We start from the raw sequence: 12492 nt of genomic DNA on the forward strand, positions 1-12492 counted from the left end.
CTTTATTTCTATATTCTAACCTTTTCTACCGCTTTTATTTGGCGATACTCTGGTTCCCAGATTGCTTCTTTCACTGCAATCTTAATATCGTTATCACTTAAATTCTCTCTGGCAACACCTTCTGCAACGGCAACTTTCGCTACTTCAATTGCAACCATTTCCGAGATATTACGTAACTCTTCAACTTCTGGCAAAATAGGTGCTCCTGGCTGACTTGTGTCTACCATGCTTGCAACTGCTTCAGCAGCTGCTGCGAACATTCCATCCGTCATGACGCTTGCACGTACAACAATTGTTCCAAGACCAAGCCCTGGGAAAATAAGTGCATTATTTGATTGTCCAATTACATACGTTACACCGTTATATGTAACTGGTTCAAATGGACTTCCTGTTGCTACTAATGCTCTTCCTTCTGTCCACTCGATTAAATCTACTGGTTTTGCTTCAGCAAGTGGCGTCGGATTCGACATTGGTAAAATGATTGGTCTTTCTACGTGAGAAGCCATTTCTTTAATAATCTCTTCTTTAAATGCGCCTGCAACCGTTGATGTACCGATTAAAATTGTTGGTTTTACATGTTTCACAACTTCAGCAAGTCCGATCACATCATTTTGTTTCCACTCACTTACTTCTGCTTCTTTTCGTGCATACGGCATTTGGAAATCAAGAAGATCTTCCATATCATCTGTAACTAACCCGTTACGATCAATACACCAGAAACGCTTATATGATTCTTCTTCTGATACGCCTTCGCGGACCATTGCATCTCTAACTTGATCTGCGATACCGATTCCAGCCGTCCCAGCACCAAATACAACAACGCGGTGTTCACTTAACGGTACACCTGAAGCTTTCACTGCCGATAATACAGCAGCAAGGGAAACTGCACCTGTACCTTGAATATCATCATTAAATGTACAAATATCATGACGATATTTATCTAAAATTTTTCGTGCATTTCGAGAACTAAAATCTTCCCAATGTAATAGTGCTTTCGGGAATTGCTTATTTACCGCTTGTACAAACGTATCAATAAACTCATCGTAAGCTTCACCAGTTATACGAGGGTGACGATTTCCAATATAAAATGGATTGTTTAATAGTTCTTCACGATTTGTACCTACGTCTAGAATTACCGGTAATACACGACTAGGATCGATTCCAACCGCGGCCGTATAAACAGCTAATTTTCCGATTGCGATGTTAATACCACCAACGCCCCAGTCACCAATTCCAAGTATGCCTTCCCCATCTGTTACAACGACTAAATCAATGTTTTCAGCTGTTGCACCGATATTTGCGAATGCTTCTTCAATACCTGACGGATCGTTAATTGATAAATACACACCACGTGGTTTACGGTATTCATGACTATATCTTTGAATCGCTACACCAACAGTTGGTGTATATACGATCGGTAACATTTCACGTAAATGGTTTGTTAATATACGATAAAATAATACTTCATTTCGATCATGCAACGCTGTTAAGTATACATTCTTTAATAAATCATCCGGCTGAGAACAAAATTGCTCGTATGCTCGGCGTGCTTGTTCTTCTAATGTTAAAACTGCTGGCGGTAATAACCCTTTTAAACCTAATTCTTCTCTCTCTTCTTGCGTGAAAGCGACCCCTTTATTTAAAAGTGGTGTTGATAATACTTCTACTCCTCTTAATGTCGTTTCTAATGAACCATTAGAAGCTACTGTAAACTTACTCATAACATCCCTACCTCTATTCATATATAGCATTTCTATATTGTAAACAAAAGAAGAGGGGCTTGTCCCCCCTCTTCTTTTAATTTTTCTTTAAAAGAGTTGCTCCTGCAATCCCTGGGTGTGTCATTTCGAATGGATCTAGAATTAACTCTAAATCTTCTTGCGACAATACACCATTTTTCACACAAAGTTCTCGAACGGATTGCCCTGTCGCGATTGCTTCTTTCGCAACGCGAGCTGCTGCTTCATAACCGATATGAGGGTTCACGGCTGTAATAATTCCTACACTCTTCTCAACATACTCTTTTAGGCGATCTTCATTCGCTTCAATTCCTTTTAAGCAATTATCTGTAAAGGCACGGAAACCGTTATTCATAATGCTAATAGATTGAAGTAAGTTGAATACAAGTACTGGTTCCATAACGTTTAATTCTAGTTGTCCTGCTTCTGAAGCAAGGCAAATTGTATGGTCGTTACCAATTACTTGGAACGCAATTTGGTTAATTACTTCTGGCATAACAGGATTTACTTTCCCTGGCATAATTGATGAACCTGGTTGACGAGCTGGTAGCATAATTTCCGCTAAACCAACGCGTGGACCTGATGCCATTAAGCGAAGGTCATTTGCAATTTTAGACATATTCATCATACACACTTTAAGTGCTGCTGATACTTCTGTATATGCATCCGTATTTTGCGTTGCATCTACTAAGTCTTCTGCACCAACAAGTGGTAATTCACTGATTGCAGCTAAATGTTTTACAACTGCTTCAATATATTCTGGATCTGCATTTAATCCTGTACCAACTGCAGTTGCTCCCATATTTACTTCATATAGATGTTGACGTGATTGCTTGATACGTTTCATATCACGTTCAAGTACGCGAGAGTATGCTTTAAATTCTTGACCAAGACGAATTGGCACAGCGTCTTGTAAATGTGTACGACCCATTTTAATAACATGATCGAACTGTTCTGCTTTTAATTCAAATACATCGTGCATATAACCCATCGTTTGTAATAAACCTTCTAATGCGTTTAATGTTGCAATATGAATCGCCGTTGGAAATGCATCGTTTGTTGATTGCGCCATGTTTACATGACTATTTGGACTAATATAATGATAGTCTCCCTTTTCCATTCCTAATAATTCAAGAGCACGATTGGCCATAACTTCATTTGCATTCATGTTCATTGAAGTACCTGCTCCGCCTTGGATTGGATCTACGATGAAATGATCATGCCATTTTCCATCAAGAATTTCTTGAGCGGCTTCTGCGATCGCGCCGCCCTTGTTCAATTCCAATCTTCCTACATCTGTATTAGCAAGCGCTGCAGCTTTTTTTACAATTGCGAATGCTTTAATTAAGCCTTCATGGATTTTGTATCCTGTAATTGGGAAGTTTTCTACTGCACGCATAGTCTGTACGCCATAGTATGCATAGTTTGGTACTTCTTTTTCACCTAAAAAATCTTTTTCAATTCGAACACCATTTTTAACTTCAGTTAATGTTGCCATGATTATTCACTCCTTAACGATTTCTTATGCTGCTTTTGTTTCTTTGACTGTTTCTACATATTGTTTTGCTTTCTCATTATCGAATTCGCCTTCCCACTTCGACATAACAATGGCCGCTAATGCATTTCCTAATACATTGACAGATGAGCGAATCATATCTAAAATGCGGTCAATTCCCGCAATTAACGCGATACCTTCTAGTGGTAATCCCATTGAACCTAACGTTGCTAATACAACAACGAATGATGCACCTGGAACTCCCGCCATACCCTTGGATGTTAACATGAGAACGAATAATAACGTAATTTGCTCTGTCAGTGACATGTGCACACCGTACATTTGTGCAACAAACAATGCCGCTAACGCTTGATAAATAGCCGATCCAGTCAAGTTAAATGTATAACCTGTCGGAATTACGAAAGAGGCAACTGCCTTTGGACAACCGAACTCTTCCATTTTTCTCATTATATTAGGTAAAACAGCTTCTGAACTTGCTGTCGTAAATGAAAGAATAAGTTCTTCTTTTAAAATTCTCATTAATGTAAAAATGTTTACGCCAACCATTCGTGCATTAATACCTAATACAATCACAACGAATAGTATAACAGTTACGTATACAGCTAGCACTAGTTTTCCTAAAGGAAGTAGTGTTGCTACACCAAATTTTGCAACCGTAACCGCAATTAATGCGAATACACCAAATGGTGCAAATTTCATAACTTGATTTGTAACCCAAAACATCGCTTCGAGTACACCTTCAAAGAAGTTAAAGACAGGCTTTCCTTTGTCTCCAATTGCCGCAACTCCTAAACCGAATAATACGGAGAAGAAAATAATCGGTAATAAGTCACCTTGTGAAATCGATTCAAATACATTTTTCGGTACAATATGAACAATCGTTTCTGCAAAGCCTTTCTTCTCTGTTGCATCTGCTGTTTGTTTATAAGAAGAAATATCACTTTGCTGTAAATTACTCATATCAACGCCAGTACCTGGCTGGAATATATTCGCTGCAAGTAATCCCATTAAAATAGCAATCGTCGTAATGATTTCGAAATAAAGAATCGTCTTCCCGCCCAGTTTCCCAAGCTTCTTCATATCTCCTACACCAGCTACCGCAACAATTAATGCTGAAATAACAATCGGTACTACAATCATTTTAATTAAGTGAATAAATATATCCCCAATTGGTGTGATATAAGAAATCGCCGTTTTATTACCATAGAAGATTGCCCCTACTACAATCCCTAAAACAAGTGCAACAAAAATTTGTGTTGCCAATCCGAATTTTTTCATTTATGTTCATCCCCTTTATGCGAACGCTTTCATTTCGTATTTATAAAAGCTTACACACACATCATATAGGCGAACCTACAAAATCATACAAAAACCTACAAGTTCGTCACAAAAAATTCAAAAATTTTTCTTCTCTTTTTCATTGACACCTTTTCATGAAAAAGAAATAAAATATACTTGATAAGTAATCAGATTGTTTCGTATAATCAAAAAGATATATACTTACAACAAATCGAAGCGAAAAGGAGTGGATGGTATGAAAAATTATGTACAAAAATTCGACCTATCTTCTTCTTTTCTTTTTCATTTTCTTAAAAAGGAACAAAGGCATTTGCCTTTGTTCCTTTTTTATTGCGATCTATATAGGGGGAATTGTTATGAAGCCATACAAAAGAGTCTTAATTAAATTAAGCGGCGGCGCACTTGCTGATCAATCCGGAAATAGCTTTAACTCCAAACGATTAGAACATATCGCAAACGAAATTATATCCATTATTGACTTAGGTATCGAAGTATCCATTGTCATCGGCGGCGGTAACATTTTCAGAGGTCATCTAGCTGAAGAATGGGGAATTGACCGTGTAGAAGCTGATAATATCGGTACGTTAGGTACAATCATTAATAGCTTAATGCTTCGCGGCGTTTTAACAAGTAAAACAGATAGAGAAGTACGCGTTATGACTTCCATCCCGTTTAATGCAGTAGCAGAGCCTTATATTCGCCTCAGAGCAGTACATCATTTAGATAACGGTTATGTTGTCATTTTTGGCGGCGGTAACGGGCAACCGTTCGTTACGACAGATTATCCAAGTGTTCAAAGAGCCATTGAAATGAATAGTGACGCAATATTAGTCGCAAAACAAGGCGTAGATGGCGTCTTTACTAGTGATCCAAAACATAATAAATCAGCGAAAATGTACAGAAAACTAAACTATAACGATGTGGTTAGGCAAAACATTCAAGTCATGGATCAAGCCGCTTTATTACTTGCCCGGGATTATAATTTACCCGCTCACGTCTTTAACTTTGATGAACCTGGAGTAATGAAACGAATTTGCTTAGGTGAGCATGTGGGGACTTTGATTAATGATGATGCTTCATTGCTTGTGCATGAAAACTAACTATTTACCATAAAAAAAGGTGTCTATAAAAGACACCTTTTTCATTAACCTTTATAAATAGAAATCAGCCAATCCCCCCAACTTTTCCTTACAACGCTCCCAAAACGATAACTTCTCAAAAAATTCTTTCGTCATTTCTTTTGAATCATGAAAATCCTCCGTTAACACCTCATTAACTTGCCCTACAATTGAACCACCATGAATATACAAGTTCATTTCATCATTTATATTGAAACTTCGTGAAGTAAAATTTGTTGTACCGATAACAGTTAGTTCATTATCAATTAACATTAGCTTCCCATGAAACATCCCTTTTTTATAACCATATACTTTAATTCCATTATTAACAGCTTGACGAATATACGGATACGCCGCCTCTTTAATAAGAGGAATATCTGGTTTATATGACCAAAGTATTTTTACTGTAACACCACGTTTTTGCGCTTCCATTAAAGCATTCATTAATTCTTTATTTGTCGCTATAAAATAAGGTGTTGTAATGACAATTGAATGCTTCGCCTGAGTTATTAACTCTATATATTTTTCAACGACGTAATGTCCATTGTAGCTAACCATCGTATGTAGTGTATTCCCTTTACTCGCTTTATTCGTACTTCTTTTTATATGTTCTTTCGTATCTCGTTTCCAATCTAAAGCGAATTGCTCTTCTAAATCTTTTGCTCCTTCTCCTTTAAGACGCACATGATAGTCACGCCAATATCCAAATCGCTTATCTTTTCCTAAGTACTCATCTCCTATATTAAAACCACCTGTATAGCCAATCTCCCCATCAATCGTCGTAATACGGCGATGATTGCGATGGTGAAGTGAATAAAATCCGAATGGTAATTCAGGTTTTCTACTATATGTAAAATGTACACCACTTTCCCGCAATTCATTTATCACCTTTCTTTCGAATGATAAATCATTAATGCGATCAACTGATAAATAAACGTTTACTCCTTCTTTTGCCTTCTCTTTTAATAAGTTTAAAAAAGTATGACTACTTTTATCATCCGACAAAATAAAAAAGTACGAGTAAATAGATTGTTTCGCTTCTTTTATATCAGTAAATAACTGTTTATAAAATGACTTCCCTTCTACATATAATTGAAAGTCACTATGATGAGGTGCATACTCTGTCGGCATGTTTTTCCCGGCTTCCATTTTTCTTCCGAGCGTAACGTCAATATGCATACAAATTAATATAAAAATAACAATCGCAATAATAATAGAAGTAACTCGCAATATTTTTTTTATCATTTTGATTTCCTTCCGCTCAAATTACTTTCTACTCCGTAGTGTTTCATTTAAATATGTTTTCATACGAAATGTATTTCTTAATTTTTTATCGATGTTACACAGATAAAGGAGAGAAGAATATGAGAAAAGGAAAAATCCCTATTGTTTTTATCCCAGGGCTTTTCGGTTCTATGAGTAATAATATTATTCCAGGTACCGGTAATTGGGGCTTTGGACTTGCTGCGTTTGTTTATGAGCCATTCATCATGATGTTAGAAAGTATGGGTTACAAACGAAATAAAGACTTGTTCATCTGTTTTTATGATTGGCAGCAGCGCATTGTTTTTTCTACACAAAAATATTTATTACAAACGATTGCCTATGCGAAAAAAATTACAGGTTGCGATAAACTAAATCTAATATGCCATAGTATGGGCGGACTTCTTGGACGTACTTACGTTCAAAGTGACGAATATAAAAATGATGTGAATCAGCTTATTATACTCTGTACACCAAACGCTGGGTCTCCAGCAAATTATAGTTATTGGACTGAGGGCAGTCTTCCTGTCCATGCCTCTTCTAAAATAAATATCGTCCATTTTTATATGGAACAATACATTCACTATTTAGGCACCTTACATAACATGAATACAGTTGAGGCGATACATCTTTACTTTCCAGGATTACAAGATGTTATTCCGTGTAAAGATTACGGAAATTATTTATTTACAAGATTCGGCTCTTCGATTACATTTCTTCCTTATAGTAGGATGAACACGAAAAAACCTTTCCTCGATGCATTAAATGAAAATAGATTTATGATACAAAAAAGAAATATTGAAACTATACTCATTACCGAGGATGGAGAGGAAACCATTCAATATTTACAAGTTGTCCCTTCATATTCCAAACTGAAATGGACAGACGGCAAAGTCGTCGGTGATATACTGACAAAACATGGTGATGGTAACGCTGTTCTACATAGCGTTTTTCTTCTGGAGGGAAATAAATATGTTGTGCATGCTTCACATAACGAAGTGCTCTACAAAAGCATCCCTATATTACAAAAGATACTCTAAAGCACGAATAAAAAAGGTGCGGCATGAAGCCACACCTTTTTTATTTAAACAAAGTTTCTCGCATCATTATTTCTTCCAAACTTATAAATAGCAATTAAGAAGAATGCAATCGCAAAGGCGAATAAAATTAAAATGTTTAAATACAACTCAGAGAATGGAATTCCTTGTTGTAGTTTTGATACAGTGTCTAATAGCCATCTCTGCGGAAGAAAATCAGCTACTTTTTGTACCGCTTTCGGCATAATGTCATACGGAAAATAACATCCAGCTAGTAAACATGTCGGTACAATAATCATATTTTGCAGTGCATTTGCTGATGCTGAGTTTTTCGAAAAAGCGACAAGGACTAACGATATTCCAATCGCTATTAAAGCAAATAGCATGAGTACACCAATCATCACGATGAAAGGCATATTGATATTTATATGAAAAACATTCGTTAGGAATAAGATTGTAATTAGAATTTGTACTGTTAATAGCATCATATTTACCCCGACATTAGATAATATGAACTTCTTCCCATCTATCGGCGTTGATATGAGTCTAAAATACGTTCTATTCTCTTTTTCTTTTAAAATCTGACCAGATAAGTTCGCTGCTGAAAACAACATAAACATAATAAGGTAACCCATCGTTTGGTTTGTCATATCTTTATTTTTCGAAGTATCTTCTAGCGTTTCAGTTTTCATTTTAAATGCACTTTTTTGATACCCAGCGTACATAGTATCAAATGTAATTTGATCTGTTCCTGCTACTTTACTAATAGCCGCTACATTATCAATATAATTGTATAAATATGATTTTATAAAACCTGTTACTTGATCGCCTTTAATCGATGAAATTTCAATATGAGCTGGTTTCCCTTCTCGAACACTTTTTGAAAAACCAGAATCTAATGTAATAACTCCATCAAGTTTTTTAGAAGTGAGTTTATCTTCTACTTCAGACTCCTTAACCTTACTCACATTCACATGATTTAATCCTTCTAAAAATTTCACCGTATCATTTGCTATAGATTGATTTTCTTTATTTATAACCCCGATATTTAACGTTCCTTGCCCCACATTCCCATACATTGAAAAGGAGATTAGCGTTCCGATTATCGGCAAACTAATAATAATGAATAACCCTTTTTTATTTTTCAAAAGTACAGATAACGTTTTTTGTATGAGCCATAAAATATCTTTCATACTATAGCCCCTCCCGTCTACGTAATGCAATAATTGCAATTAATAAAAAGAGTGCCGAAATGCCAAGGTTTAAACATATTACTGGCAGTGCTGCACCTACATCATTTGCATAAATAATTTTCATAACAGCTGTGTTCGCCCACGTTAATGGTGATAAATTCGTAACGAAATTTTCTTCTATTACGAAATATGCACCACCAAAAATAGAAGCTAATTGCACTACTACCATAATAATTGCTCTTGATGATTCCGGTGTTTTTGTAATATATCCGATTCCTAAACCGAAACTAATTGCTAAGAAGACTTGTGTTAATAAAATAATAAATATGATTCCAAGATGGTCGCCCCAATTCGCTTGAAAAACAAATTTACTAAATAACATGACGAGTAATATGCACAGAGCATTTGCTACTAGGCTACCAAGTACTTTTCCAATGAATATTTCAGCCTTACTTATAGGTGCAGCAATGAGACGATCTCCTGTTTTACGTATTCGTTCTCCTCGAATTAAAGAACTTGCTCCCATCGCAGCATATAGTGCAATCATCGTTGTCATTACAACCGCATAGTAATCCATAGAACCTGGTTTTTTCGCAGCTTGTAAAGATGTTTCTTTTATATAATCATTATGATTTCCATTTGAAATAACTGCGCTCACCTTACTAGGATCAACTTTTGCAACTTCGGCCGCTACATTGTACTTATCAACAAATGTTGTAAGCATGCCTTCCACAATACTTCCCTCAATACTACTTTTGTCACTTCCGTAAAATTTTGCACCATCTTTATTTAACTCTACATAAGCAGCATATTTATTTTGCTTCACTTCTTCTTTCCCATCTATACTGCCGGAAGCTTTTTTAAAATGAATACCCGATTTATCGACTTCTTTCGTAAATGCTGCAAACGCTTGTGAAAGTGAGCTACTCGCTTCATCTTTATATAGTACTTGTATATCCTTAATCGATTGACTATCACTATTAAATGCATTTGTTAACGCTGTTCCTAATACAAGCATAAGCACAATCGGAAATGCTAACATAAAAACTAAAGTTCTTACGTCTCTGAAATCTCTTTTAATATGCATAACTGCAATATTGAAGATGTTCAATTGATGAACCTCCCTTTACCTTTTCTTCATTTACATTTTATTTATCTCGTAAGTTTCGTCCAGTCAACGTAAGGAATACTGTTTCTAAATTTGGAGCCTGTTCCTCTAACGAGCGGATTTCAATGTCATGATTAATGAAGTGTTGAATAATTTTATTTAAATTGTTTACTCCTGCATCCGAGTTTACTTTAATTACGTTCTCTTCAATTTGAACAGCTTTCACACCGTTTATCACTTTTAACTGTTCTACATCTAAATTTTCTACTGACTTCACTTCCACCCAAATATCTTTCGTATCAGTAATAATCGCTTTTAACTGTTCTTTCGTACCTTCTGCAATTACTTTACCGTGATCCACAATTGCTATTTTCGTACAAATCTCTTCTACTTCTTCCATGTAGTGGCTCGTGTAAATAATGGTACTTCCCATTTCATTTAATTTTCGAACAGACTGGAGAATATAGTTTCTTGACTGTGGATCAATTCCAACTGTCGGCTCATCCATAATAATTAACTTCGGTCTATGAGCGATCGCACAAGCGATATTCAGTCTTCGTTTCATCCCGCCAGAAAAGTTTTTCGGGTAACTTTTATGTTTATCACTAAGCCCTACAAACTGAAGTGCTTCCTCTACTCTTGCTTTTAGCTCGGCACCTCTTAACCCGTACAATCCAGCAAAGAATTTCACATTTTCATAGGCAGTTAACTCTTCATAAATCGCAATATCTTGCGGAACGATACCGATATTCATCTTCGCAAATCGATTATGTTTCTTTATATTTTTTCCTAATATGCTAATTTCACCTTCATTACTTCTTAACAACCCAGCAATCATATTTATCGTTGTACTTTTACCAGCACCATTTGATCCTAAAAAGCCAAATATCTCTCCTTCTTTAATAGATAAAGACATATTATCTACCGCGATGAAATCACCAAATTTTTTCGTTAAATTTTTAATTTCTAATGTATTCATCATTTCACCCCTATTTCGGTTTCTCTGCTATTATTATAAACAAAAAAAATGAACCCGCTCAGTGCAGAAGTTCATTCTTTTCACATGAGATTATTCACTTTTTTCATATGAGATGATTCATCTTCGTCCCATTCTCTTATATCGGCAACAGCATTGTTACTGAAAAACCACTTGTTCCATCTACAATAATTTTCCCGTTTACTGACGCTGTTCGCTCCTCCATCCCCATAATCCCGAGACCTTTCTTAACGAGAGTTTCACCTTTTCCGTTATCCTTCACTTGTACTTTCACCATCTTGTTAAGTACATGAATATCGATTGAAATGACTGTCGCATCAGCATATTTCATCGCGTTCGTTAGTGCCTCCATAACATTTTCACCGATAATCTTCCACTGAATCGGTGAAATCATATCTAAATTCCCTTTATATACGAAAGGAATATTTATATCATGCTTACCGGCAAATTCCTCTATGAATAATTTCATACGATGAATACCAATTTGCTCAGTTGGTGGCTTCATATTTTTTAATGTAACTCGAATACTTTCAATTCCATCTTTCGAAATATGAATTGCATTTTGTAATAAATCGGCAGATTTCTCTTTATCTATCCCCATTAATCTCTTTGCCGCTTCCATTTGAATTAACGCCCCTGTCATCGAGTGGCCAATTTTATCATGAATTTCTTGAGAGAGCCGGTTTCTCTCTTCTAACTTAAATGTGTACTCTGATTGCTTTATGTACTCTTTATTTTCATGTAAGCTTTTCGTCAGCCGCTGCATATCTTTTCGCATCTTATCATTTTGTGATTCAAGCTTTAACACACGCGATATATACCGTTCTGCCATAGTTAATACAAGGAAAGAAAATGCAACAATTAATCCATATGTCATTCGGATACTTTCATCTGTAAAGATAATAGGAATCATCATAATGATAAAGAGATGCCATTTCTTCTCTATATAAGGAAATATAATTTCATATAAGTTCAATGGTAAAAACAAAATAAAAAACGGATGAACCTTCCATGCAAATAACATAACTACGCCAATTGACAGAGAAGTTAATATGTTTTTGTACGTATCTTTTTTAAATATGGAAATAAGCACGTTTACAGAAAGATATAAAAGCAAAGTAAGTATAATCCATGGTAAGTTCGCGACATTTAAATAAATGTAACTAAACACAATATATATAAAGACAATTAATTTACTTACAATTAACCAAAATTCCATATC

General features: G+C 35.6%; 10 protein-coding genes. 2 read left to right on the plus strand and 8 right to left on the minus strand.

The genetic code is table 11. The features are described 5' to 3' along the window. Positions 1 to 8: 8 nt before the first annotated feature. The 3 genes from malS to BAQ44_RS12460 form a co-directional block, all read right to left on the minus strand. Positions 9 to 1721, minus strand: coding sequence for an oxaloacetate-decarboxylating malate dehydrogenase (gene malS, locus BAQ44_RS12450; RefSeq protein WP_071721946.1), 1713 nt, complete (start codon positions 1719 to 1721; stop codon positions 9 to 11). A 76-nt stretch (positions 1722 to 1797) separates the two neighbouring features. Beyond that, positions 1798 to 3237 carry an aspartate ammonia-lyase gene (gene aspA, locus BAQ44_RS12455; protein WP_061676611.1) on the minus strand — a complete coding sequence of 480 codons (1440 nt, stop codon included), beginning with the start codon at positions 3235 to 3237 and terminating at the stop codon, positions 1798 to 1800. A gap of 24 nt (positions 3238 to 3261) precedes the next feature. After that, positions 3262 to 4533, minus strand: a complete 1272-nt coding sequence (locus tag BAQ44_RS12460; RefSeq protein WP_071721853.1) for a cation:dicarboxylate symporter family transporter — start codon at positions 4531 to 4533, stop codon at positions 3262 to 3264. A gap of 377 nt (positions 4534 to 4910) precedes the next feature. On the opposite strand from BAQ44_RS12460, the gene pyrH reads away from it, so the two are divergent. Continuing rightward, positions 4911 to 5654 (plus strand): UMP kinase, encoded by a 744-nt coding sequence (pyrH, locus tag BAQ44_RS12465; protein ID WP_000806134.1) that lies wholly within the window; start codon positions 4911 to 4913, stop codon positions 5652 to 5654. Positions 5655 to 5705: 51 nt separating this feature from the next. Here the strand turns inward: pyrH and cls are convergent, their stop codons facing one another. Continuing rightward, the gene (cls, locus tag BAQ44_RS12470) at positions 5706 to 6917 is read right to left on the minus strand and encodes a cardiolipin synthase (protein ID WP_071721854.1); all 1212 of its coding nucleotides are present in this window, start codon (positions 6915 to 6917) and stop codon (positions 5706 to 5708) included. A 119-nt stretch (positions 6918 to 7036) separates the two neighbouring features. Here cls and BAQ44_RS12475 point away from each other — a divergent pair, with 119 nt between their 5' ends. Beyond that, positions 7037 to 7975, plus strand: coding sequence for an esterase/lipase family protein (locus BAQ44_RS12475; RefSeq protein ID WP_071721855.1), 939 nt, complete (start codon positions 7037 to 7039; stop codon positions 7973 to 7975). A 44-nt stretch (positions 7976 to 8019) separates the two neighbouring features. On the opposite strand, the gene BAQ44_RS12480 is transcribed toward BAQ44_RS12475, so the two are convergent. The 4 genes from BAQ44_RS12480 to BAQ44_RS12495 all read right to left on the minus strand — a co-directional run bounded on the left by BAQ44_RS12480 (position 8020) and on the right by BAQ44_RS12495 (position 12489). Next, complete coding sequence (locus BAQ44_RS12480) at positions 8020 to 9165, minus strand: ABC transporter permease (protein ID WP_071721856.1); 1146 nt, start codon at positions 9163 to 9165, stop codon at positions 8020 to 8022. Between the two features lies 1 nt (position 9166). Beyond that, positions 9167 to 10276, minus strand: a complete 1110-nt coding sequence (locus BAQ44_RS12485) for an ABC transporter permease (RefSeq protein ID WP_071721857.1) — start codon at positions 10274 to 10276, stop codon at positions 9167 to 9169. 37 nt (positions 10277 to 10313) lie between these two features. Next, positions 10314 to 11252: an ABC transporter ATP-binding protein gene (locus tag BAQ44_RS12490; RefSeq protein ID WP_061676604.1), complete on the minus strand. Its 939-nt coding sequence runs from the start codon at positions 11250 to 11252 to the stop codon at positions 10314 to 10316. A 136-nt stretch (positions 11253 to 11388) separates the two neighbouring features. Beyond that, positions 11389 to 12489, minus strand: coding sequence for a sensor histidine kinase (locus tag BAQ44_RS12495; RefSeq protein ID WP_071721858.1), 1101 nt, complete (start codon positions 12487 to 12489; stop codon positions 11389 to 11391). Positions 12490 to 12492 lie beyond the last annotated feature (3 nt).

Source organism: Bacillus mobilis, from assembly GCF_001884045.1.
GTDB lineage: Bacteria > Bacillota > Bacilli > Bacillales > Bacillaceae_G > Bacillus_A > Bacillus_A mobilis.